Below are 23,582 nucleotides of genomic sequence, written 5' to 3'. Positions count from 1 at the left end.
TCTTAGCCTTTGAGTAGATTCGCGTCGTCGACCGACGCCGATTTACGGGCACGGAAAATCGTCATGATGATGGCCAGGCCGATGACGACCTCGCAGGCGGCCACCACCATCGTGAAGAACGCGACCATCTGTCCGTCAAGCTTGCCGTGCATGCGGGAAAACGTGACGAACGCCAGGTTGACGGCGTTGAGCATGAGCTCGACGCACATGAACATGACGATCGCGTTGCGTCGCAACAGCACGCCTGATGCGCCGATGGTGAACAGCAGCGCCGAAAGGTAAAGGTAGTTGGCCGGGTTCATGATTTTCCGCCTTTGGAAACGCCGGAGATAGCCTCGCGCGAGGGGGCTTGCTTGCCGTCGGCCCCGCGAGTCTGCAGGAGCCGCGAGACGGACAGCTCTGAGTAGGAGCCGTCAGGCAGTAGCGCGGCGACGTCCACCGCATTGTGGCGCGCGTAGACGCCAGGGCTGGGCAGGGGAGTGGGATGGCCGCCCGGCCGGAAACGCTCCTTCGACAGTTCTTTCTGGGTCTTGCGGCGCTCGAAGCGCTCGCGGTGGGCCAACACCATCGCCCCGACCGCGGCGGTGATCAGCAGCGCGCTGGTCAATTCGAAGGCCCACAAATAGCGCGTGAAGATGAGCACCGCCAAGCCTTCGACGTTGCCTTGGCTGTTGGCGGTGGCCAGCCCGTCGAAACCGCCTGTCGCGTAGTTGCCGATCCCGCCGATCAGCAGGATTCCGAACCCGATGCCGGTCGCGACCGCGGCTACGCGCTGGCCGCGCAGCGTCTCCTTCAGCGATTCCGCCGAGTCCACGCCGATCAGCATCAGCACGAACAAGAACAGCATCATGACCGCGCCGGTGTAGACCACCACTTGGACGACGCCCAAGAACAGTGCGTCCTGCGCGATGTAGAACACGGCCAGGATGATCATGGTCACCGCCAGGTACATCGCCGAGTACACGGCGTTGACCGCCAACACCACCCCGAGCGCACCGAGCACTGCGATCGTTCCCAGCACCCAGAACATCACGGCTTCGCCGGTCGAGGTGCGCACGATGACGTCGTGGGCAACTGCGGTGATCACTGCGCTGCTCCGGCTTCGACTTCGGCTTCTGCTTTGGCTCCGGCTTTTGCGTCAGGTCCGGCGCCATCGCGCCGCCGCAAGCCCTCAGCGGTCACGTTGCCCAGGTAGTAGTCCTTGTCGGTGGCGCCCTCGGTTCGGGGATGCGGAGGCGGTGTCATGCCGGGCAGCAGGGGCGCCAGCAGTCGGTCCTTCTCGTAGATCAGGTCGGCCCGGTTGTCGTCGGCCAGCTCGTAGTCGTTCGTCATGGTCAGCGCCCGGGTGGGGCACGCCTCGATGCACAGGCCGCAACCGATGCAGCGCAGGTAGTTGATCTGGTACACCCGGCCGTAGCGTTCCCCGGGCGAAAACCGTTGCTCTTCGGTGTTGTCCGCGCCCTCGACGTAGATCGCATCGGCCGGGCAGGCCCAGGCGCACAGCTCGCAGCCGATGCATTTCTCCAAGCCGTCGGGGTACCGATTGAGTTGGTGCCTGCCGTGGTAGCGCGGTGCGACCGGACCGGGCTTCTCCGGATACTCCTCGGTGACGGTCTTCTTGAACATCGAACCAAACGTGAGGCCGAAACCTGCGATGGAGTCTAGAAACTTAGCCACGGACTTTCTCCTTTGTCGGCAGCGGCGGGGTGGGGAAAGCCGGCCCAAGATCGACGCCAAGGTCGGCCAGTTCGGCCTCGCGTTGCTTGAGTTCCTTGCGTTCCCGCCGTGCGGATGCGCGAGCACTCGGTGCGCTGAACGGCTTTCGCAGCCAGAACAGCAGCCAGATCGCGACGACGGCGCTGCTGACGACCAAGGTCGGGGTCCAGTGCTGGAAACCCTCGTTCTTAGCCGCGCGGATGACGCCCGCGATCATCACCCAGACCAGGGACGCCGGAATCAGCAACTTCCAGCCCAGCGCCATGAATTGGTCGTAGCGCAGCCGGGGCAGCGTGGCGCGCAGCCAGAAGTAGATGAACAGGAACAGCCACACCTTGCCGACGAACCAGAGCACCGGCCACCAGCCGGTGTTGGCGCCGGCCCACATGTTCAGCGGCCACGGTGCCCGCCAGCCGCCCAGGAACATGGTTGCGGCCAACGCCGAAACCGTTGTCATGTTCACGTATTCGGCGAGCATGAACATCGCGAACTTCAGCGACGAGTACTCGGTGTGGAAACCGGCGACCAGCTCGCCTTCGGCCTCGGGCAGGTCGAAGGGCGCCCGGTTGGTTTCACCCACCATCGAGACCAGGTAGACGACGAACGACGGTGCCAGCAGGAAGATGTACCAGACCCGGTCTTGTTTGGCGATGATCTCCGAGGTGGACATGCTGCCTGCGTAGAGGAAAACCGCCGCGAACGACAGCCCCATGGCGACCTCATAGGAAATCACCTGTGCTGTGGACCGCACCCCGCCCAACAGCGGGTAGGTGGACCCGGATGCCCAGCCGCCCAACACGATCCCGTACACGCCGATCGCGGACATGGCGAGGATGAACAACACGGCCACCGGTAGATCGGTGATCTGCAAGGGGGTGCGGTGGCCGAACACCGAGACTTCGGGACCGAACGGGATGACCGCGAAGGCGGTGAATGCCGGGATCGCCGAAATAACCGGTGCCGCAAAGTAAACGAACTTATCGATGCCGCTCGGGGTGATGCTTTCCTTGAGCGCCAGCTTGACGCCGTCGGCCAAGCTCTGCAGGGCGCCCTTCGGGCCTACCCGGTTCGGGCCCGGACGCAACTGCATCCGGCCCAGCAGTTTGCGTTCGGCCAGGATCGCCACCAGCACTGTCAGCATGAGAAACGCGAAGACGGCCAATACCTTGGCCCCCACCAGCCACCAGGGGTCGTGTCCGAAGATCGGGGAAGTCATGACGGCACTCCAATATTCACGATGCTGCCGATGCTGACGCCGAGCTGGCGGTGCACCGCTGAGCCCTCTGAGTTGAGCGGAAGCCACACCACCCGGTCAGGGAGGTCGGTGATCTTGAGCGGCAAGGTGATTGAGCCGCGTTGCGTGCTCACCGTCACCTCATCGCCGTCAGCGGCATTGATCTCGGCCGCCGTATCGGGGGACAGCCGCACCACGGGTCTGCGTGCGGTACCGGCCAGGTGCGGTTCACCGTCCTGTAGGCGACCCTTGTCGAGCAGCATCCGCCAGCCGGTCAAGACGGCTTGGCCCGCCTCAGGTTGGGCCGGGTTTGGCGCATCGACGTTCGGGGCTGGTGGGCGCCGGCCGTCCCAGGGGCCCAGCGCGGCCAGTTCCTCTCGGGCGGCTTCGACGCTGGCCGTGCCGAGGTAGATGCCCAACTCGTCGGCCAGCGAGTCGAGCACCCGGTGATCCGACTGTCGGGCCGTTTGGGTGGTTCCGCGCAGCGCGGGCTCGAAACCGCGGTAGCGACCTTCCCAGTCGACGAAGGCGCCGGCTTTTTGCGACGCGGGCGCGATCGGGAACACCACGTCGGCGCGTTCGGTGACTTCGCTGTGCCGCAGCTCCAGACTCACCACGAAGCCGGCGGCGTCCAGCGCGGCCAGCACCGCGTCCGGGTCGGCGAAGTCGCCCGGCTCGATACCGCCCACGACCAGGGCCCCGAGCGAACCGTCCGCGGCGGCGGCCAGGATGCCGTCGGCGTCGCGGCCTGGCGCGGTGGGCAATTCGTCGACATGCCAGGCGGCAGTCACTTGCGATCGGGCGTCGTCGTCGGCCACCGGACGGCCGCCGGGCAGCAGTCCCGGCAGGGCCCCGGCTTCCAGGGCACCGCGTTCGCCGGCCCGCCGTGGCACCCAGGCCAGTCGGGCACCGGTAGCGTCTGCCAACCGTGCGGCGGCGGACAGCCCGCCGGGCACCGCGGCCAGCCGTTCCCCGACCAGGATGACGGCGCCGGGCTTGGCCAGCAGTTCTGCCACCTCACCGGTCGCGAGTCCGTCGAGCGCCGAAGGCTCTTCACCCGGGCGAGTTTTCAGCAGCCGGCCGGACATCTTCTGCAGCGCGCGGGTGGCGAACGGTGCTATCGCGTACACCGGGAGCGAGCGTTTGCGGGCCGCCTTGCGCAGTCGCAGGAAGACGATGGGGGATTCTTCTTCCGGTTCGAACCCGACGAGCAAGACCACCGGCGCCGACTCCAAGTCGGAGTAGCTGACGCTGACCGGGCGCCCGGCGACCCGCGCCGCGAGGAACTCCGCCTCCTCCGCCGAGTGGGGACGGGCCCGGAAATCGATGTCGTTGGTATGCAACACGATTCGCGCGAACTTGGAATACGCGTAGGCGTCCTCCCAGGTGACCCGTCCGCCGACCAGGACACCCGCGCGGCCGCGCGCGGCCTCGAGCCCTTGAGCCGCCGCCACCATCGCGTGCGCCCAGGACGCCGGTTGCAGCGTGCCGTCGCTGTCGCGGATCAGGGGAGTGGTGATCACATCCGGCTGGGTCTCGTAGGTGAACGCCCACCGGCCCTTGTCGCAGTTCCACTCCTCGTTGACTTCCGGGTCGTCACCGGCGAGTCGGCGCAGCACCTTGCCGCGGCGGTGGTCGGTGCGCTGGGCGCAGCCGGACGCGCAGTGCTCGCACACACTCGGACTCGAAACCAGGTCGAACGGGCGGGCCCGGAATCGGTAGGCCGTTCCGGTCAGTGCCCCGACCGGGCAGATCTGCACCGTGTTGCCGGAGAAGTAGGACTCGAAGGGCTGGTTGGCGTAGATACCGACCTGCTGCAGCGCGCCGCGTTCCTGCATGTCGATGAACGGGTCTCCGGCGATCTGCTCCGAGAACCGCGTGCAGCGCGCGCACAGGATGCAGCGCTCACGGTCCAGCAGGACCTGCGAAGAGATGTTTATCGGTTTGGCGAAGGTGCGCTTGGTGTCGGTGAAGCGAGAGTCGGCGCGGCCGTTGGACATTGCCTGGTTCTGCAGCGGGCATTCGCCGCCCTTGTCGCACATCGGGCAGTCCAGCGGATGGTTGATCAGCAGCAGTTCCATCACGCCGTGCTGGGCCTTGTCGGCCGCACTCGAGGTGAGTTGGGTGCGCACCACCATGTCGTCGGTGGCCACGGTGGTGCAGGAGGCCAGCGGCTTGCGTTGTCCCTCAACCTCGACCAGGCACTGCCGGCAGGCCCCGACCGGGTCCAGCAGTGGGTGGTCGCAGAACCGGGGGATCTGGATGCCCATCAGCTCGGCTGCGCGAATCACCAAAGTCCCCTTGGGGACGCTGATTTCGACGTCGTCGATGGTCAATGTGACCATCTCGGGCTGAGCCACCCGGTTTTCCGTGTCGGCAGGCTGTGTCGTCACCCATTAGCTCCGTTCGGCGTCAACATCGAGTCTCGGGGGTCGAAGGGGCAGCCGCCCTTTTCGATGTGGGCGATGTATTCGTCCCGGAAATGCTTGATCGACGACATCACCGGGCTGGCGGCGCCATCGCCCAACGCGCAGAACGACTTACCCAAGATGGCGTCGGCGATGTCTGACAGTTTGTCGATGTCTTCGCGGGTGCCGCCGCCGTTTTCCAGCCGCGCATAGATCTTGTCCAACCAGAACGTGCCCTCCCGGCACGGTGTGCACTTCCCGCACGACTCGTGCTTGTAGAACTCCGTCCAGCGCCGCACCGCGCGCACCACGCAGGTGGTCTCGTCGAAGATTTCCAGCGCCTTGGTACCCAGCATCGAGCCGACCGAGCCGACTCCCTCGTAATCCAGCGGTATGTCGAGGTGCTCATCGGTGAGCAACGGCGTCGACGACCCGCCCGGCGTCCAGAACTTGAGCCGATGCCCCGCCCGAATCCCGCCGGCGTAGTCGAGCAACTCGCGCAGCGTGATACCCAGTGGTGCCTCGTACTGGCCGGGGCGGGTCACGTGTCCGGACAACGAATACAGCGTGAAGCCAGGCGATTTCTCGCTACCCATGGACCGGAACCAGTCGACGCCATTGAAGATGATGGACGGCACGCTGGCGATGGTCTCGACGTTGTTGATCACCGTGGGCGAGCCGTACAGCCCGGCCACGGCGGGGAAGGGCGGCCGCAGCCGCGGCTGGCCGCGCCGACCTTCCAGTGAGTCCAGCAGCGCCGTTTCCTCGCCGCAGATGTAGGCGCCGGCTCCCGCGTGGACCACCAGTTCCAGATCGAAGCCGGAGCCCTTGATGTCGCGCCCGAGGTAACCGGCGGCATAGGCCTCGGCGACCGCGTTCTGCAGCCTGCGCAGCACCGGCACCACCTCGCCGCGCACGTAGATGAACGCGTGGCTGGCCCGGATCGCATACGAGGCGATGATGACGCCCTCGACGAGCACGTGCGGCGTCGCCAACATCAACGGAATGTCTTTGCACGTACCCGGTTCCGACTCGTCGGCGTTGACCACCAGATAGTGCGGCTTGGCCGCGGGGCCGCTGTCGCCCTGCGGAATGAAGGACCACTTGGTGCCGGTCGAGAAGCCCGCTCCGCCGCGGCCGCGCAGGCCCGAGTCCTTCACCGCGGCTATCACGGCGTCGGGCTCCATGGCCAGGGCCTTTTCCAGGGCCTTGTAGCCGTCATTGCGCAGGTACGTGTCCAGGGTCCACGACTGCGGGTCGTCCCAGAAGCGGCTGAGCACCGGGGTCAGTGGCGTCGCCGGGGCGCTAGTCATCGCCGGCCTCCGATTTGTCCTGTCCATCAACTTCGGGTGCCTGCATCCCGTTCTCCTGCGCCACGCGCAAGCCGGCCAGCGTGGCGTCGCCGGCGCCGCCCTGCCCTTCGTCGGGACGGGGGTCGGGCAGGCCGGCCAGGATGCGCGAGGTCTGGCGGAAGGTACACAGCGGGGCGCCGCGAGTGGGCGCTTTGGGCTGGTCGGTACGCAGCGAGTCGACCAGTTCGCGCGCGGACTCGACGGTCTGGTTGTCGAAGAACTCCCAGTTCACCATCACCACCGGCGCGTAGTCGCAGGCGGCGTTGCACTCGATGTGTTGCAACGTGACCGACCCGTCCTCGGTGGTCTCATCGTTGCCGACGCCGAGGTGTTCCTTGAGGTCGTCGAAGATGGCGTCACCGCCCATGACGGCGCACAACGTGTTCGTGCAGACGCCGACCAGGTATTTGCCGGTGGGACCGCGGCGATACATGGTGTAGAAGGACGCCACCGCCGACACTTCGGCGCCGGTCAGTCCGAGTTGTTCGGCGCAGAACTGCAGACCCGCCGGCGTCAGGTAGGAATCCTCGCCCTGGACCAGATGCAGCAACGGCAGCAGCGCCGAGCGCTTGCTCGGGTAGCGGCCGATGATCTCCTTCGCCTCGACCTCGAGGCGGGCCTGCACGTCGGGCGGATACGACTGCGGTGCGCCCTCGACCACGAACTGGTTGGGTTCCTCCGGCGGCGGTCCCAGGCGGATGAAGACCCGCTCCCCGGCCCCCCCTTTTTGAACAGGCCCCGTACCCGGCTCTGTCATCGGTCCACCCCGCCCATGACCGGGTCGATGCTCGCGACCGCGGTGATCAGGTCGGCAACCATCCCGCCCTCGCACATCGCGGCCACCGACTGCAGGTTGGTGAAGGAGGGATCCCGGTAGTGCACGCGGTAGGGGCGGGTACCGCCGTCGCTGACCATGTGCACGCCGAGTTCGCCGCGTGGGGACTCCACGGCCACGTAGACCTGGCCGGCCGGGACCCGGATGCCCTCGGTGACCAGCTTGAAGTGGTGAATCAACGCTTCCATCGAACCGCCCATGATCTTGGCGATGTGCTCGGGTGAGTTGCCCATGCCGTCGGGTCCGACGTACAGGTCGGCCGGCCAGGCGATCTTGCGGTCCTCGACCATGGTCGGCCCCGGCCGCAGCTTGTCCAGACACTGCTCGACGATCTTCACTGACTCCCACATCTCTTTGACGCGAATCATGTAGCGCCCGTACGAATCACACGAGTCGTCGGTGATCACATCGAAGTCGTAGTTCTCGTACCCGCAATACGGTTCGGCCCGGCGCAAGTCGTGCGGCAGACCGGTCGAGCGCAAGATCGGGCCGGTGACGCCCAGTGCCATGCAGCCAGCCAGGTCCAGGTAGCCGATGTCCTGGGTGCGCGCTTTCCAGATGGCGTTTTCGTTGAGCAACTCGCCCATCTCGCGCAGCGGGACCTTCAGCGCCTTGAGCTGTTCGGCAATGTAGTCAACGGCATTGGGCGGCAGGTCCTGGGCCAGCCCGCCCGGGCGGATGTACGCGTGGTTCATCCGCAGACCGGTGATGTGCTCGAAGATGGTCAGCACGATCTCGCGCGCCCGGAAACCGATGAACATGGCGGTCATCGCGCCAAGTTCCATGCCGCCGGTGGCCAATGCGACCAGATGCGACGAGATTCGGTTGAGCTCCATCAGCATCACCCGGATGACGTTCACCCGCTCGGGGATTTCGTCGGTGATGCCGAGCAGCTTCTCCACGCCCAGGCAGTACGCGACCTCGTTGAAAAACGGTGACAGGTAATCCATCCGGGTCACGAACGTGACGCCCTGGGTCCAGTACCGGAACTCGAGGTTCTTCTCGATTCCGGTGTGCAAGTAGCCGATTCCGCAGCGGACCTCGGTGATGGTCTCGCCTTCGATCTCGAGGATCAGCCGCAACACCCCGTGGGTGGACGGATGCTGGGGCCCCATGTTGACGACGATGCGTTCGCCGGGATCCGCATTGCGTGCGGCTTCGATGACTTGGTCCCAGTCCTGGCCGCCGGCCAACAGGACTGTCTCGGCGGTATCGGTCATTCTTCTTTTCCGTCGTTTCGGGTCATTTTCCGTCGTTTTGGGGTCACTAGTTGTAGCCCCTGCGCTCGTCGGGCGGAGGTATCTTGGCGCCCTTGTATTCGACCGGGATGCCGCCCAGGGGGTAGTCCTTGCGCTGCGGGTGGCCGTGCCAGTCGTCCGGCATCTCGATGCGGGTCAGCGACGGATGGCCGTCGAAGATGATTCCGAAGAAGTCGTAGGTCTCGCGCTCGTGCCAGTCGTTGGTCGGGTAGACGGCGTAGAGCGACGGGATGTGCGGATCACTGTCTGGCGCAGACACTTCCAGCCGCAGTCGGCGGCCGTGGGTGATCGACCGCAACGGGTAGACGGCGTGCAGTTCCCGGCCCGTCTCGTTGGGGTAGTGCACCCCGTTCACACCCAGGCAGAGTTCGAAGCGCAGTTCGGGTTCGTCCCGCAGGCGCTGAGCAACGTGAGGCAGTCGGTCCCGGGTGACGTGCAGGGTCAACTCGTCGCGGTAGACGACGACCTTCTCTATCGTCTCGTCGAATTCGAGTCCGTCACGCTGCAGCGCTTCTTCCAACCGGTCGACGACCTCGTCGAAGTAGCTGCCGTACGGTCTCGGCGTGCCACCCGGGAGGGTGACTTTGCGGACCAGGCGCCCATATCCGGAGGTGTCGCCGGTGCCTTGCACGCCGAACATGCCGCGGCGGACGTTGATCACCTCTTCACTGGGGGGTCCTCCGGCAGGCGGGACATCCGTTCCCGTCGGAGTCAGCGTCGCTCCCTGCGGGTCGTGGTCCGGTGAGCTCATCGCAGCAACCCGCGCATCTCGATGGTGGGCCGGGCCGACAACGCCGCCTCTTCGGCTTCGGCGATGGCACGCTCCCGGTTGACACCCAGCGGCATCTCCTGGATCTTCTCGTGCAACTTCAGGATTGCGTGCAGCAGCATTTCCGGCCGGGGTGGGCAACCGGGCAGGTAGATGTCCACCGGCACGACGTGGTCTACGCCCTGCACGATCGCGTAGTTGTTGAACATCCCGCCCGACGACGCGCAGACGCCCATGGCCAGAACCCATTTCGGCTCGGCCATCTGGTCGTAGACCTGGCGCAGCACCGGCGCCATCTTCTGGCTGACGCGTCCGGCGACGATCATCAGGTCCGCCTGCCGCGGTGTCGCGGAGAACCGCTCCATTCCGAACCGCGCGATGTCGAACCTCGGCCCGGCGGTCGCCATCATCTCGATGGCGCAGCAGGCCAACCCGAATGTGGCCGGCCACAGCGAGTTCTTGCGAACGTAACCCGCCACCTTTTCGACGGTCGACAGCAAGATCCCGCCGGGTAATTGTTCTTCGAGACCCACGTCCTTACCTCAATCCCAGGTCAGGCCTCCGCGGCGCCACACATACGCGTACGCCACGAACACCGTGAGCATGAAAATGACCATTTCAACCAGCGCGAACCTGCCCAGGAAGTCAAAGGTGACCGCCCACGGGTAGAGGAACACGATTTCGATGTCGAACACGATGAACAGCATCGCGGTCAGGTAGTACTTGATCGGAAAACGCTGGCCGGCCGCCGCCTGCCCCGCGGGCACACGGGAAGTCATGTCGGTGGGCTCGATCCCGCATTCGTACGCGGCCTGTTTGGACCGGTTGTAGCGGGACGGGCCGACGATGCTCGCGAGTACCACCGAGCCCACTGCGAAGACGGCGGCAAGCGCGGCCAGGACCAGAATGGGTACGTAGACGTTCAACTCGCTCCAGATCCGTCGTATGGGGGCCGCCAGCACGGCGGCCGGGCGGTAGCGGGGCTGCTGCGACGGACCCGGGCGTGTGGGCCGTCACAATAACCATCAACATAGTCGTGCGTCACACAGCGCACATGTTGGGGGTCAGCAACTGGACACCCGTCGAATCCCGGGTTGCGCGTCCGGCTCGGAGGAGGTATCCGCAGCTGGGATATATGATTGGCCAAACCAGCGAATTGCGGAGCATATGTTGTTACGCTCTGAATTCACCGGTTAGTCAGCTGGGAGGAATGGAGCTGTGAGCTTTTTCACGCTGCCGCCGGAAATCAACTCGTTGCGCATGTTCTTGGGCGCCGGTTCCGGGCCGATGTTGGCTGCAGCCGCGGCCTGGGAGGGACTCGCCGACGAGTTGTCCGCCGCGGCACAGGCATTTCAGTCGGTGACCGCTGGGTTGGCTGGTCAGGCGTGGCAGGGACCGGCGGCGCAGGCGATGGCCGCCGCAGCTGCGCCCTACGCCGGGTGGTTGTCGGCGGCGGCGTCGCAGTCGGCCGGGGCATCGGCGCAGGCGCGGGCGGTGGCCAGCATGTTCGAGGCGGCCAAGGCCGCAACCGTGCTCCCGCAGGCGGTCGCGCAGAACCGCGACGCCTTCGTGCAGCTGGTGATGACGAACCTCTTCGGTCAGAACGCGCCGGCGATCGCTTTCGCCGAGAGCTTGTATGAGGAGATGTGGGCCGCGGACGTGGCCGCCATGTCCGGTTACTACTCCGGGGTCTCGTCGGTGGCGGCGCAAGTCGTGCCGTGGAGCGCTGTGCTCAAGGGGCTTCCCGGTCTGGGCGGGGCCAACGGCGCCGGTGCCGAGACCGGGGGCGGGGCGCTGGCCGCAGGTGCCGCCGGCACCGGTGTCGCCGGGGGTGGCGGTGGCGAGCAGGCTGTCGCCAGTGGCGGCGGCGGTGTTGCTGCCAGCGGCGGTGGACCCGTCGCCGGCGGCGCGCAGGACCTGCTCGGGGCGAATACCGGCGCCGGCCTCACCCAGGGCGACCCGTCCGCGGGGGCGGTGAGCGCGGGCGGCTATACGGCGGCCGCCGGCGGCGGAATGACCGCGGCCAACCCCGGCATGATGATGAGTCCGGCGATGATGGCCGGCCCGATGGCCATGGCCGCCATGGCCGCCAACAGCGGCCAGTCGGGCGTCATCAATGCCGGTCCGGTCAAGGGGCCCAAGTCCAAGGAAGAAGAAGAAGCCGAGGCCAAGCGGGCTGCAGAAGCGGAAGAAGCCGCGTTGGAAGCCGAAGCGGCCGAAGAAGGCGTGGAAGTCACCCCAGAGGTTCCGGCGATGAGCGTGCTGGCCACCGCGGACCCGGAAGCTGCGGCCAAGGCGGCGCCGGGAGCGGCGACCACGCAGGCAACCCGCACCCGAGTCTCTGGAATTCCGGAGGCGGGTTTACGAGTCGGGGCGAAGGCCAAGGACGAAGAGGCTGCCGAGGAGAAGGCGCCTACGCTCCGGCCGGAGCCGAAGGAATTCCGTCCCCAGGTTGAGGAAGAGGAAGAGCAGCAGCTGCAAATACGCGGCGGCTAGTGCGTCGGCGTCTTCAGCAGACCCAGCACGGTGCGGCCCAGCACGATCGGGTCGATCGGATGGGGCACCGCAGCCTCGGCTCGTGACCAACTGGCCAGCCAGGCATCGTCCGGGCGACCGGTGAGTACCAAAATGGGCGGACACGTCGTCAACTCATCCTTGAGCTGCTTGGCGATTCCCATACCTCCGGTGGGCGTGGCCTCACCGTCGAGGATGGCCAGATCGATGCCACCCTCGTCCATAAGCCGGATGACCATGGGCCCGGTCGCTACCTCGACGTAGCTCAACTCGGGTAGATCCGGGTGCAGGCGCTTGCCCAATGCCTGTATCACCTGCTCGCGGGTGTGGACGTTGTCGCTGTATACCAGGATCCGCAGTTTCTCAGTGGAGTCGGGCACGGTGCTAGATGCTACTGCGCCGCCTGCACGAAGATCAGTTCGGCCGTTGTAGTCACGATCGGGGCGATCATGCCGAGCTTGTTCCAGTCGACGCCGAACTGAGCCCGATCGATCTTGGCTTCCCCGAAGATCCGCACCGAACCATCGCTGAGTTCGGTGATCGTGGCCGGCAGCGGAACCGGATCGGTGACGCCTTTGATGGTGAAGGTTGCCTTCAGGTCTGCGCCTTTGCCTTGGGTCGGCCGCAGCGCGCTGACCACGACGCGGATCTGCGGATAGCGGTCCGCGTCGAAGAAATCGGCCGACAGCAGGTGCTTGTCTCGGGCCTTGATACCGGTGCGCAGCGACGCGACCTCGATTTCCAGGTGACCGGTGACCGCTCCGTCGCTGGACAGCTCGCCGCGCCCGCTGAGCTCGTGGAACTCGCCCTTGACGGGGATGAGGCCCCACATGTTCTTGATCTTGAAACCGACGACCGAGCGGTCTGCGACGAGATTCCATGCACCGGTCGCGTCAGGATCGCTGAGCAAGGTTTCCAGCGTCGTCATCGTCTGCCTCGCTGTCTATCCGTTGAAGCCTAAGTAAGTAGCACCGCGATGTCGGCGGGGTCGAAGTACTCGTCGATACGGTTGATAAAACCATCTATGTCCAGCTTGATCACGATGCAAACCCGCAGGGCGATCGTCTGGCCCGCGGTACCGGTCGCATGCAGCACATGTTGCTGGACGAACCCCCTGCCGGTGCCAGTGGGGCCGTTGTCGAAGACCTGGCGGTCGAGAATCTCATAGCGACGCTCGGTGGTGACCGAGATGAACCACTCGATCACCCGCAGCGCGCGCCGCTTGTCATCGTCGCGACGGGCGCCCGGCCGCCACACCAAGATGTCGTCGCTCCACATCCGTTCGACCGTCGCAATGTCGGTTTTCTCGATCGCCGCGAACAGCCTGTCGGCCACGTCGAGGATTTGGGCCTTGCTCGCGTCGTCGCCAGCGGGCATACGAGTCACTCCTATTCGCTGTCGTAACCGGGGTGGGCGGCCGCCAACCGATGTCGTACCAAGGCGCTCAGGCAGTTCAGGACCGCCTCGTCGCGGCCGTCGAGCCGGCCGGCCCGGATCGCGGCGGCCAGGCTGGCCTCGTCGGCGAAGCCGAGTTCGACGAGCGACGACCGGACCTCGGAGGCTTCGGCGGGGCCGAGAAGTTCGCGTTCCACGATGCGTAACGCGTTGGCGGCCACCCTGGCGTGGAAGTTGACCTGGCCGCTGGTCGCCTCTCGGACTTCGCCTTCCAGGAACTCGGCGACGGCTGCCACCAGTTCCGCCGCGGTCGGACGGCCATGAGTCATGCCCGGTCCTCCTTGAGCAGCTGGATCAGATCCCACTCGTTCTCACACACCCGCCGACCTATCGTCGCCAATTCCACCGATCGAGTCTGCCCGCTCAAGTGGCGCTCCGCCTGGTATCGGCAGATGATTCCCCAGCGCAGGGTGGCCAGCACCAACCACCATCGAAATGCCTTGCGGTCTATCGCCGTACCACCGGCGTCCTCGTAGGCGCGCAGAAAGCTTTCGATGCTGCCCAGACCGCCGGCCCCGAGACTGGCGGGCGCGCCGAATCGCCAGGCCCGCACGCAGAACCAGGCCAAGTCCTCGTAGGTCTCGCCGACGTGCACCAGCTCCCAATCCAGCACCGCGGCGAGGTCCGATCCGTCGACGATGAGATTTCCCATCCGGAAGTCACCGTGCACCAGAACCGGCGGCGAGGGGGCCGGTCGGTGCGCGGTCAGCCAGCGGAAGGTCCATTCGAAAGTGGCGGTGGTGTCGCCCATCTCGTCCAGTCGCTCCCGCCACTGCGCGACCGGGTCCTCGTGGACCAGTTCCGGGTCGCCGGCAGCCGCCCGGTGGATGGCCGCCACGGCGCGGGCGCACTGGGTCAGCAGCCGCTCACGGCCCGGGTCGTCGAGCTGACGCTGGATGCGCCGGACGATGGTCTCGCCCTTGATCTCGTCGCAGATCAGAAACGGATTTCCCAGTGTCGCAGGGGAATTGTCGGCGACCAGGACATGCGGCACGGGCGCCCCCGCCGCCGCTGCCGCCGCCTGCACCCGCGCTTCCAGTTCCATGCTCGCGTGCACGTCATCGGGCGGCCCGGTGCGCAGGATCAGCGGTCGACTGCCCCCTTCGGTGACGGCGTCGAACGCCCACGTCGTCCTGCTGGCGCCACCGGTCAGCGGGCGCAGGTTGGCCACCGTCACGTCGGTGCGCATCACCGAGGTGAGCAGGGCAACCAAGCTGTCCGTCAGCGTCACGGTGGTCACTTCTGGGGTCACTTCCTGCCGAACTTGAACAGCCGCTGCGCAACTCGGCGGATCTGGATTTCTTCGGCGCCCTCGGTGATGCGGTAGCGACGGTGGTGGCGATAGATGTGCTCGAACGGCTCGTGTCGGCTGTAACCGACGCCGCCGCAGACCTGCATCGCGCGGTCGGCGGCTTCGCAAACCAGACGATTCGCCCGGTAGTTGGCCATCGACACCTTGTCGGACACCTCCATGTGATGGTTGCTGTCCAGTTGCGTGGCTGCGTAATACACCAATAGGCGCACCATCTGCGCCTCGGTCTGCAGCTCGACCAGCGGCCACTGCACGGCCTGGTTCACCGCGAGGGGCTTGCCGAATACGATGCGTTCGCCGGCGTAGGCCACGGCTCGCTCGATGCAGTGCTGCGCGGCGCCGAGGCTGCTGGCGGCCTGGCGAATCCTGTTCTCGTGCAGGAACGTCTGACCCACCTCGAGGCCGCGGTCGACCTCGCCCAGCACCGCGTCGCTGGGGACCCGGACGTCCTTGAGTTCGACCTCGGCGTGGTCGGTGGGCATGTTGAACGTCCACCAGTAGTACGGCACGGTGAAGCCTGGGGTGTCGGTGGGCACCAGGAACGCGGTGATGCCCACGGCTTGCCCGGGCTCACCCGAAGTGCGGGCGAACACGAGGTCGTGGGTGGCACGGTGTACGCCGGTGTTGAACCGCTTGGCGCCGTTGATGATCCAGCCGTCACCATCCTTGACCGCGGTGGTCTCCAGCCACGTGGCGTCCGACCCGTGCTTGGGTTCGGTCAACCCGAATGCCATCGACCGCTCGCCGGTGATCAGCGCCTCGGTCCACTCCTTCTTCTGTTCTTCGGTGCCGAATCGGTCCATCATGATGACTTGCGGGAAATTGCCGACGATCGACGACTCGTCCTGCAGATCGTTGTGCAATCCAAGGCCTTTGTGCGCCAGGTGTTCCCGGATGACCGCCATGTCCAGGTTGGTTCCGTCGCGGCCACCGAATCGCGACGGCAGGCCATAACGCAGCCAGCCGGCCTTGTCGGCGCGCCTGCGCATTTCGGCGAGCAGATCTTCCCATTCCCGCCGCGGGATGCCGCCATTGTCCCAGTCGGTGCGGGCATTTTCCCGACGATGGTCGAAGAACTGGATGTTTTCGCGCTCCAGCGGTTTGATCTCGGTCTCGATGAAGTCGTCCATCTCCGCGAGTAGACCCGGAAGGTGTTCGGGGAGGGTGAAATCCACGTTGATATCTCCTCTGTTAGCGGTGCGGCTTATTCGTTTTGGTATCCGGGATTGGTGACCAACAGCCGCTGTCTTGCCAGGGTCCGCAAGCATGAGCTGACCTCGGCGGCGCGGTCATCGAGATCGCCATTGCGAATCGCCGTTGCCAGTTGGGCTTCGTCGGAGAAGCCGAGGCGGGCCAGCGCGGCGCGGGAGGTTGCGTCGCCGGCCGGGTCGCTGAGCATTTCGCGTTCGACGATGCGCAGCGCGTCCACGGCCGCGGCGATTTCGTCGTGGCTGTGCGGGCTGGCGGCGGCGGCCGGCAGGACATGGTCTTCCAGGAACTGGGTGACCAACGCCAGCAACTCGGTGGCAGTGCGGTCGCGGAACGGGGACTCGGCCGAACTCATTTGCCCGTTCCCTCGCCGATGAGGTTGAGCAGATCCCATTCGGTTTCGCAGATCCGGCGGCCCATGATGGCCGCCCTCATCGAGGGAATCTGAGCCGTCCGCCCGATCTGGGCCTCCGAGCAGTTCACGATTCCCCGCAGCAGCGCCGCCATCACTCGCCACCAGTGAAACTTCACCTGGTCGACGGTAGTCCCGCTGGCTTCTTCGTAGGCACGCAGGAAGGTGTCGATGCTGCCCAGACCTCCTGCGCCCCTGGTCAACGGGGCGCCGTAGCGCCACGCCCGGTCACAGAACCAGGCCAGGTCTTCGTTGGCGTCGCCGACGTGTAGATATCTCCACCCGAGTACGGCGCTCAGCTGCATGCCATCGACCGCGAGATTTCCCATGCGGAAGTCGCCATTGACCACGACCGCGGGCGATGGAGGTGGCTGGTGGGTGATAAGCCAGCGGTAAGCCCATTCGAAGGCGGCGGGCACATCGTCCAGGGCGTCGAGTGATGCGCGGTAGATCGCGAGGCGGTCCTGGCGGGACTTCTCCGGCTCAGCGGTCGGGATCCGATGGATGCGGGACAGCACGAGCGCACACTGTCGCAGCAGTTGCGCGCGCCCGCCGGCGTGTCGGCCGGCACGGTCGAGCTGGCGCACAATCACTGAGTATTCCGTTTCACCCCTGGGCATTTCGATGATCACGTAAGGGCGACCCAGCGTGGCGTCGGAGTCGTCGACGGCAACTACGTGCGGCACCGGAACCCCCATCACCTTGGCGCTGAACAGGGCGTGAGCCTGCAGTTGCGGGGCGGCCTCGACGGAACTGCGATTCACGGGCTCGAGGCGCAGTACCAGCGTGCTGCGCCCGGCCGGGCTGGTGGCGTCGAATGCCCAGGCGGCGGCCCCGTAGTTGCGATGCACCGGGCGCAGGTTCTCAATCGTGATGCTCGCCGCGTCCAACTTCAGCGCGCCGGCTATCACCGCACGCAACTTGACGGGTAGCTCTTCGACCCCGGTCAACGATCTCCTCACCCGCCGTACAGTGTCTTCTTCCAGACCGTCGACAATGTCTTGATGGCATCCTCATCGCTGATCGTGACCCCCAGCCCCCGCGGGCCGTCCTGTCCCGATGAGCCGACGAAGACGGTCGTGAAGTTCTCGAAGAGCAAGGCTATCGCGGCGGCGATGTGTTCGGCGTTGAGGTCGGCCGCATAGCCCTGCTCCTGCGCCCGGCGGACCGAGGCGGCCACTATGTCCATACCGAACCGCCGGAACTCGTTCTGGACGGCAGCGAAACGCTGCTGGGTGGCGGCCAATTGGGCGACGGCGATCATGATGCCGATGTTCTGTTTGAACATGTTCCAGTAGCCGGTGACCGCCGCGATGAAAAACGTGTCGTCGTTCGGCGACCCCGGCAGCGACACGTTTCGGCCGGACGGTGCGACGACCTCGTGCAGAAACGACTCCGCCAGCGCGGCCAGCAGATCTTCCTTGTCGGTGAAGTACCGGTAGAAGACCGCTGACGATTTTCCCGCGGCCGAGGTGATGTCGGCCAATGTGGTTCCGTGAAAGCCACGCTCAGCAAACAGCTTTCGGGCTGCCTGTTCGATCGCCTCCCGCGTTTGGCGACCCTTGGCGCTGAGCGTGCTGGCGGGCATCAGCTGCGAATCCGGTCGCCCGCACGCAACAGTGCGCTGGGCAAGTCATGTCCGACAACCGATTTCGCGACTTCGGCGGCAGCGATCGCGGCGGCCAGGTCGATGTCGACCTCGAACCCGCTGTCGACCAGGAGATACACCAGATCCTCGGTGGCGATGTTGCCGGTGGCGCCCGGCGCAAACGGGCAACCGCCGAGGCCGCCGGCGGAGGCGTCCAGTCGGGTAACGCCGGCGGTGACCGCCGCATAAGCGCTGGCCAGGCCCGCTCCACGGGTGTTATGGAAATGGCCGCCCAGCGGGAGGTCGCCGATCACCGGACGAAGTTGTGCGATAAGCGAACTGACTCGACCGGGGGTGGCGGTGCCGATGGTGTCGGCGATGGAGAAGCGGTCGACACCCTGGTCGCGTGCCGCGGCGGCGATATCGAGCACGCGCTGGGGCGGGGTGGGTCCCTCGAAGGGGGAGTCCCATGCGGTGGCGACGATGACCTCGACGGCGACATCGCTGCCGTGCGCGATCGCGACGATGTCCGCGATCTGTTCGGTGGCCTCGGCGCTGGTGCGCCCGACGTTTTTCATGCTGAACGTATCGTCGGCGGCCACCACGTACTCGATCGAGCGGAACCCCGCCGCGATCGCCCGCTTGGCGCCGTTCGGGCTGGCCACCAGGGCCGAAAAATCGATGTCGGGGTAGTTGTGCAGTTCGGCCGCCAGTTCGGCGGCGTCGGCCATCGACGGCACCTTCGAGGGGGAGACGAACGCCGTCGCCTCCACCTCACGGACCCCCGTGGCCGCCACGGCTGAAAGCAGTTCCAACTTGGCCGACAACGGGATTGGTTTCTCGATCTGCAGACCGTCGCGTAGCGCCACCTCGCGAATGACGATATGCGTCATTTCAGATCACCTCTTCGGCACGCAATTCGGCAAGCTCATCGTCTGTCTTGCCCAGCAGTCCGCCATAGATGTCGTCGTTGTGTTGGCCCGGATAGGCGGGGCCGGCGTTGCGGACGCCGCCCGGGGACTCCGACAACACCGGCACGATCCCCGGTCCCAGCACGGGGCGCTGCAGGCGCTCATCGAAGTGTTCGACCAGCATGCCGCGGGCCCGCAGTTGCGGATCGTTGACCACTTCGGCGACGGTGTTGATCGGCCCGGCGATTACGCCTGCGGCGGAAAGGGTTTCGATGATGTCGGCGGGCTGTCGCTCGGCCGCCCACGCGCCGATGATCTTGTCCAGCTCATCCTGATTGCGTCCGCGGGCGCCGTGGGTGGCGAATCGCTCGTCGGTGGCCAGTTCCGGGCGGTCCATCGCCTGGCAGAGACGCGCGAACACGGTGTCTTGGTTGGCCGCGATCACCACCCAGGACCCGTCGGCGCTGCGGTAGATGTTGGACGGCGCGATACCTTCCAGTCGGGTGCCCGACGGTCCCCGTACCACGCCGCCCACGTCATAGTCCGGGATCGTGGATTCCTGCACGGCCAGGCATGATTCGGTCAACGCGACGTCAACGACTTGGCCGTGCCCGGTCACGCTGCGGCGATAGAGGGCAGCCAGCGCGCCCTGTGCGCCGAACATGCCGGCCAGGCTGTCGCCGAGTGACAGGGCAAGTCGCGGCGGGGGGCCACCGGGAAACCCGTTGAGGTGGCGCAAGCCGCTGGCCGCCTCGGCGACAGAGGCGTAACCGGCCTTGCGCGCGTCGGGTCCGGTCTGTCCGTAGCCCGACACCCGGACCAGGATGATGCCCGAGTTGCGTTGGCTGAGCACGTCATAGCCCAGGTTCCACTTCTCTAGCGTGCCCGGTCGGAAGTTCTCGACGACGATGTCAGATTTGTCCACCAGCTCGAGAAACAACTCGCGCCCACGCGGCCGGCGCAGGTCGAGGGTGATCGCCTTCTTGTTGCGGGCATGGACCGTCCAGAAGACGTGCTGCCCGTCCAGTTCGGCTTGGCCCCAGGTGCGTAGCGGATCTGGGGCGCCGGGTGGTTCCACCTTGATAACCTCGGCACCCATGTCGCCGAGCAGTCGTCCGGCGAACGGGCCCGCGATCAGGGTGCCCAGCTCGAGCACCCGGATACCGTCCAGTGCTCCGGTGGGACCTGTCACTCTGCCCCCGCGAAGTCGTGCCGGGTCAGCCAGTCGGTGACGATGCCGACGGCCTCCCGCAACTTGTCCCGTTGGTCAGGACCCGCGTAATAGTGTGTGGCTCCGGAAATTTCGTACATCTCCTTGTCCGGATGACCGATCGCTTCGAAGAGGCGTCGGGTGTGGCTGGGTGTGCACGCGTCATCGGCAAGGTTACCGATGACCAGCGCGGGGACGGCGATGTCGGGGCCGCAGGCCACACCGTCACCGCGCGCGTCGTCGTAGCTCCATTGCGACAGCCAGCCGCGCAGCGTCGAGAACCGGGCCAGCCCGACCGGGCTCATGTTCACTACCCGCGGGTCGCCCAGGTAGCAGGTGCCCGGGGTGCGCTCGTTGGGGTCGACGTTCGGGTCCAGCCAGCGCGGGTCGGCCATGGTGCCGTGTACGACGAAGCAGAACTCTTCCTCGGGCCGGCCGGCAGCGCGCAACTCGTCCAGCTTGTCCTTCACCCAGGCGGTGATGCGGCGATTGCGGTCGATCTGCGCCTGGCGATACCGCTGCAGGAACTCCTCGCTGTATGGCGGCTGGTTGGGGTTGTCCGGGTTGTAGAGGTCTAATTCGGGATCGCGCTTGGTGGGGTCGGATTCGTCGAGTATCGACGCGTCCAGCCACTCCGTCAGCGTGCCGTGTCGGCTGATGTGGGCGGCGAGCAGCATGATGCCGTCGGCCGGAATCAGGTCCAGTTGGGTCAGGTCAGGTCCGTCGCCGGACGGGCTGGCCGTGATCGTGGGCTTTTGCGCCTGTTGCTGATAGAACACCGACAGCGAGCCGCCGCCGCTCCAGCCGGCCAGCACCACCTTCTGGTAGCCCAACCGGTTCTTGGCGTCTTTGATGCACTCGCCGAGATCCTCGACGACCTTTTCCATCATCAGGGCCGAATCCGTCCCGCGGAACCGGCTGTTGCAGTAGATGACGTGGTGGCCGGCGCGGGCCAGCGCATTGATCATCGGCAGGTAGGCGCCCCCGCCGATGGGGTGCATGAACACCAGCACGGTGTCTGACGGCTTGTCCTTGGGCTTGAGCAGATAGCTTTCCAGGACGGTGATCTCGGCCAGCCCACCGTAAACGTCGCGGACACCGGAATTGTTCTGGAACGCAACCAGGTACGGGATGCGTTCGTAGTCGTGCTTGACGGCTTGTTTCATTTCAAAGTTGTCCTGGTTTTCCTCAGTGCTGTCCTAGATCGTTGGCCAGAATTTCGGCCGAGGGTGTCAGTCGCCGGCGGGTGTCGATGGCGATCACCTGCCAGTCGACGCTGGAGTATTCGTCGAATTTGCGACGGGCGCGTTCGCGTGCCTTCTCCGGGGCTCCGTGGTGAACTCCTTGCGGCGCATGCGAAATCAGGCCCGGCGGCATCGGTATGCCATACAGCGAGCCGCCGTGGAAGAACGCGATCTCGTCATAGTCGACGTTGCGGTGATACCACGGTGTGCGTTCGGTGCCGGGGACCGTTTCGGCGGGTTTGGGCAGGAAGTTCATCACGTAGACGCCCGTGGCCTGCATGAACAGGTGCACGGTCGGCGGCAGGTGCACGCTGTCGGAGGTGACGACGGTGTAGTCGGCGATGTTGAAGGTGAAGGCGAAGTTGTCACCGCGCCAGCCCTCGACGTCGATCGGATTGTGTTGGTAGTACAGCGTTGTCGAATCGCTACCGTCAATTTCCCGGTGCAGGAGCCGGACCTCGTACTGGTCCCGGCCGTCGTCCTCGATGGGTTCCGGGTCGGGGATGGTCGCCTGTGCCGGGTCGAACGGGAAGTGGCGGCCCAGGGTGCCCGGGGGAGGGACGCGGAACTCGTCGGTCGCCTCGATCATCAGCAGGGTCGTCTCGCCATCGGGTATCTGGCGCCAGGTGCATGCCTTGGGGAGGTAGACCCAGTCGCCCTGCCGGTAGCGCAGCGGGCCGAACTCGGTTTCGAGCAGGCCGCTGCCGTTGTGGACGAAGCAGAGCAGATCGCCGTCGACGTAGCGGGTGTAGAACGGCATCTCTTCCTGCCGGCGACTCAGCAGAATGCGGCAGTCGGTGTTGCTGAACATCAGCAGCGGTCCGCCATTGGCGTCGGTGGCGTCACTGGGCTTGAGCTGGTCGGCGAGCACGTCGGTGGGCCGCAGCGGGCCGACCGCCCGGAAGGCGGTGGGGTCGTGGCGGCGGTACATGTTGGCCGTGCGGCCGGTGAAGCCGCCGCGGCCGAGTTCGTCATCCTTGAGTCCGTCGAGGTCGGCGTGGACGCGCTTTGGCGTCTTGCCTTTTCGCAGGTGGATGAACGATTCCATGGCTGGCTCCCAGGGGTCTCCGCTACAAAACTAAAAGTGACATTACTTTTTCTTTTGTGCGGAAACAAGGCCGGTCCGGCGGCCTGCGGTTAATCGCGGACGCGCAAGACGACCTTTCCCTTGGCGGAGCGGTTCTCCAGCGAAGCCACCGCGGCCGCCGCCTCCTCGATGGGGAAGACCTCGGGCTCCGGCGGGGTCAACTTGCCGGAGGTGAACAGCTGCTCGAGGGCGGCCCACTGCTCTTGCAACGCCCCTGGGTGCCTGCCGGCCCAGGCTCCCCAGCCCACACCGACGACGTCAATGTTGTTCAGCAGCAACCGGTTTACCTTCACCGTGGGTATCTCGCCGCCGGTGAAGCCGATCACCAGCAGCCGTCCTGCCGGGGCCAGGGAGCGCAGCGAATCGGTGAACCGGTCGCCGCCGACAGGATCCACCACGATGTCGACGCCCCGGCCGCTGGTGAGCTCTTTGACCGCATCCTTGAACCCGTCGGCGAGCACGACGTCGGTGGCACCGGCTGCTGTGGCAATCCGCCCCTTCTCCTCGGAGCTGACCACCGCAATGACCCGCGACGCCCCGAGCGCCGGCGCCAGTCGCAGCGCCGACGTGCCGATCCCGCCGGCCGCCCCGTGCACCAGCACCGTCTCGCCCTGCTGCAATCGGCCACGTACCGTCAGCGCGAAGTACACGGTCAGGTCGTTGAACAGCACGCCGGCGCCCGCCTCGAAGCTGACGTTGTCGGGCAGCTTGAACACCCGGTCGGGTGTCAGCAACGCGACTTCGGCCATGCCGCCGGTGAGCATGGTCAGGCCCAGCACCCGGTCGCCGGCGTGGAAGCCGCTGTCGTCCGGCGCCGATCGGACCACCCCGGCAATCTCGGCGCCGAGGGTGAAGGGCGGGTCCGGACGGTACTGGTAGAGGCCGCGGGTTAGCAGCGCGTCGGGGAATGCCACCCCGGCCGCGTGTACGTCGACCACGACACCGTCGCCGGTGGGTTCGTCGACGTCTGCCACCTCGATGGCTTCTGGACCATCAAGCCGTGTCACTCTTACCGCGCGCATGCCGCTCCCGTCGTAGATCCCTGCTGCCTCAATCTAGAACTCGTC

26 protein-coding genes are annotated in these 23,582 nt (G+C 66.0%); 1 reads left to right on the top strand and 25 read right to left on the bottom strand.

What is annotated here, in order from left to right:
* Positions 1–2 precede the first annotated feature (2 nt).
* Genes nuoK through BST27_RS04565 form a run of 11 tightly spaced genes read right to left on the bottom strand, consistent with a single transcriptional unit; the run spans position 3 to position 10,499 of the window.
* Positions 3–302: an NADH-quinone oxidoreductase subunit NuoK gene (nuoK, locus tag BST27_RS04615; RefSeq protein WP_069419178.1), complete on the bottom strand. Its 300-nt coding sequence runs from the start codon at positions 300–302 to the stop codon at positions 3–5.
* The gene (locus tag BST27_RS04610) at positions 299–1,084 is read right to left on the bottom strand and encodes an NADH-quinone oxidoreductase subunit J (protein WP_069419221.1); all 786 of its coding nucleotides are present in this window, start codon (positions 1,082–1,084) and stop codon (positions 299–301) included. Before BST27_RS04610 ends, nuoK begins: the two co-directional genes overlap by 4 nt.
* Positions 1,084–1,677 carry an NADH-quinone oxidoreductase subunit NuoI gene (gene nuoI / locus BST27_RS04605; protein ID WP_069419177.1) on the bottom strand — a complete coding sequence of 198 codons (594 nt, stop codon included), beginning with the start codon at positions 1,675–1,677 and terminating at the stop codon, positions 1,084–1,086. The genes BST27_RS04610 and nuoI overlap by 1 nt, the downstream gene beginning before the upstream one ends.
* Complete coding sequence (nuoH, locus tag BST27_RS04600; protein WP_069419176.1) at positions 1,670–2,932, bottom strand: NADH-quinone oxidoreductase subunit NuoH; 1,263 nt, start codon at positions 2,930–2,932, stop codon at positions 1,670–1,672. Before nuoH ends, nuoI begins: the two co-directional genes overlap by 8 nt.
* Positions 2,929–5,343, bottom strand: a complete 2,415-nt coding sequence (locus BST27_RS04595) for an NADH-quinone oxidoreductase subunit G (protein ID WP_264000748.1) — start codon at positions 5,341–5,343, stop codon at positions 2,929–2,931. Before BST27_RS04595 ends, nuoH begins: the two co-directional genes overlap by 4 nt.
* Complete coding sequence (nuoF, locus tag BST27_RS04590; protein WP_069419175.1) at positions 5,340–6,671, bottom strand: NADH-quinone oxidoreductase subunit NuoF; 1,332 nt, start codon at positions 6,669–6,671, stop codon at positions 5,340–5,342. The genes BST27_RS04595 and nuoF overlap by 4 nt, the downstream gene beginning before the upstream one ends.
* The gene (gene nuoE, locus BST27_RS04585; RefSeq protein WP_069419174.1) at positions 6,664–7,467 is read right to left on the bottom strand and encodes an NADH-quinone oxidoreductase subunit NuoE; all 804 of its coding nucleotides are present in this window, start codon (positions 7,465–7,467) and stop codon (positions 6,664–6,666) included. The genes nuoF and nuoE overlap by 8 nt, the downstream gene beginning before the upstream one ends.
* On the bottom strand, positions 7,464–8,765 hold the full coding sequence (nuoD, locus tag BST27_RS04580) for an NADH dehydrogenase (quinone) subunit D (protein WP_069419173.1): 1,302 nt from the start codon (positions 8,763–8,765) through the stop codon (positions 7,464–7,466). Before nuoD ends, nuoE begins: the two co-directional genes overlap by 4 nt.
* A 46-nt stretch (positions 8,766–8,811) precedes the next feature.
* The gene (locus tag BST27_RS04575; RefSeq protein ID WP_069419172.1) at positions 8,812–9,555 is read right to left on the bottom strand and encodes an NADH-quinone oxidoreductase subunit C; all 744 of its coding nucleotides are present in this window, start codon (positions 9,553–9,555) and stop codon (positions 8,812–8,814) included.
* Positions 9,552–10,106, bottom strand: a complete 555-nt coding sequence (locus BST27_RS04570; protein ID WP_069419171.1) for a NuoB/complex I 20 kDa subunit family protein — start codon at positions 10,104–10,106, stop codon at positions 9,552–9,554. Before BST27_RS04570 ends, BST27_RS04575 begins: the two co-directional genes overlap by 4 nt.
* A gap of 9 nt (positions 10,107–10,115) precedes the next feature.
* A complete protein-coding gene (locus tag BST27_RS04565) occupies positions 10,116–10,499 on the bottom strand; it encodes an NADH-quinone oxidoreductase subunit A (RefSeq protein WP_069419219.1) in 384 nt (127 codons plus the stop codon).
* A 292-nt stretch (positions 10,500–10,791) separates the two neighbouring features.
* Here BST27_RS04565 and BST27_RS04560 point away from each other — a divergent pair, with 292 nt between their 5' ends.
* Positions 10,792–12,069 (top strand): PPE family protein, encoded by a 1,278-nt coding sequence (locus BST27_RS04560; RefSeq protein WP_069419170.1) that lies wholly within the window; start codon positions 10,792–10,794, stop codon positions 12,067–12,069.
* Here BST27_RS04560 and BST27_RS04555 read toward each other — a convergent pair.
* The 14 genes from BST27_RS04555 to BST27_RS04495 form a co-directional block, all read right to left on the bottom strand.
* Positions 12,066–12,467: an Rv3143 family two-component system response regulator gene (locus BST27_RS04555; protein WP_069419169.1), complete on the bottom strand. Its 402-nt coding sequence runs from the start codon at positions 12,465–12,467 to the stop codon at positions 12,066–12,068. The genes BST27_RS04560 and BST27_RS04555 overlap by 4 nt on opposite strands.
* 11 nt (positions 12,468–12,478) lie before the next feature.
* A complete protein-coding gene (locus tag BST27_RS04550; RefSeq protein WP_069419168.1) occupies positions 12,479–13,015 on the bottom strand; it encodes a YceI family protein in 537 nt (178 codons plus the stop codon).
* A 29-nt stretch (positions 13,016–13,044) separates the two neighbouring features.
* A complete protein-coding gene (locus BST27_RS04545; RefSeq protein ID WP_069419167.1) occupies positions 13,045–13,464 on the bottom strand; it encodes a nuclear transport factor 2 family protein in 420 nt (139 codons plus the stop codon).
* A gap of 11 nt (positions 13,465–13,475) precedes the next feature.
* Positions 13,476–13,811, bottom strand: coding sequence for a DUF6285 domain-containing protein (locus BST27_RS04540; RefSeq protein WP_069419166.1), 336 nt, complete (start codon positions 13,809–13,811; stop codon positions 13,476–13,478).
* On the bottom strand, positions 13,808–14,731 hold the full coding sequence (locus BST27_RS04535) for a phosphotransferase family protein (RefSeq protein ID WP_069419218.1): 924 nt from the start codon (positions 14,729–14,731) through the stop codon (positions 13,808–13,810). Before BST27_RS04535 ends, BST27_RS04540 begins: the two co-directional genes overlap by 4 nt.
* A gap of 59 nt (positions 14,732–14,790) precedes the next feature.
* Positions 14,791–16,029 (bottom strand): acyl-CoA dehydrogenase family protein, encoded by a 1,239-nt coding sequence (locus tag BST27_RS04530; protein ID WP_069419165.1) that lies wholly within the window; start codon positions 16,027–16,029, stop codon positions 14,791–14,793.
* 29 nt (positions 16,030–16,058) lie between these two features.
* Entirely contained in the window at positions 16,059–16,418 is a 360-nt protein-coding gene (locus tag BST27_RS33505; protein ID WP_069419164.1) for a DUF6285 domain-containing protein, read from the bottom strand.
* The gene (locus BST27_RS04525) at positions 16,415–17,437 is read right to left on the bottom strand and encodes a phosphotransferase family protein (protein WP_232007273.1); all 1,023 of its coding nucleotides are present in this window, start codon (positions 17,435–17,437) and stop codon (positions 16,415–16,417) included. The genes BST27_RS33505 and BST27_RS04525 overlap by 4 nt, the downstream gene beginning before the upstream one ends.
* Positions 17,434–18,063, bottom strand: coding sequence for a TetR/AcrR family transcriptional regulator (locus BST27_RS04520; RefSeq protein WP_069419163.1), 630 nt, complete (start codon positions 18,061–18,063; stop codon positions 17,434–17,436). The genes BST27_RS04525 and BST27_RS04520 overlap by 4 nt, the downstream gene beginning before the upstream one ends.
* Entirely contained in the window at positions 18,063–18,956 is an 894-nt protein-coding gene (locus tag BST27_RS04515; protein ID WP_069419162.1) for a hydroxymethylglutaryl-CoA lyase, read from the bottom strand. Before BST27_RS04515 ends, BST27_RS04520 begins: the two co-directional genes overlap by 1 nt.
* A 1-nt stretch (position 18,957) precedes the next feature.
* A complete protein-coding gene (locus BST27_RS04510) occupies positions 18,958–20,166 on the bottom strand; it encodes a CaiB/BaiF CoA transferase family protein (protein ID WP_069419161.1) in 1,209 nt (402 codons plus the stop codon).
* Entirely contained in the window at positions 20,163–21,350 is a 1,188-nt protein-coding gene (locus BST27_RS04505; RefSeq protein WP_069419160.1) for an alpha/beta hydrolase, read from the bottom strand. The genes BST27_RS04510 and BST27_RS04505 overlap by 4 nt, the downstream gene beginning before the upstream one ends.
* Before the next feature lie 22 nt (positions 21,351–21,372).
* Positions 21,373–22,476, bottom strand: a complete 1,104-nt coding sequence (locus BST27_RS04500; protein ID WP_069419159.1) for a homogentisate 1,2-dioxygenase — start codon at positions 22,474–22,476, stop codon at positions 21,373–21,375.
* 89 nt (positions 22,477–22,565) lie between these two features.
* Entirely contained in the window at positions 22,566–23,537 is a 972-nt protein-coding gene (locus tag BST27_RS04495; protein ID WP_069419158.1) for an NADPH:quinone oxidoreductase family protein, read from the bottom strand.
* Positions 23,538–23,582: the final 45 nt, after the last annotated feature.

It is taken from the genome of Mycobacterium intermedium (assembly GCF_002086275.1).
In the GTDB taxonomy this organism is placed as follows: Bacteria; Actinomycetota; Actinomycetes; order Mycobacteriales; family Mycobacteriaceae; genus Mycobacterium; species Mycobacterium intermedium.
Note: the sequence above shows the minus strand (reverse complement) of the source record. Positions and strands in the feature narration are given on the sequence as shown.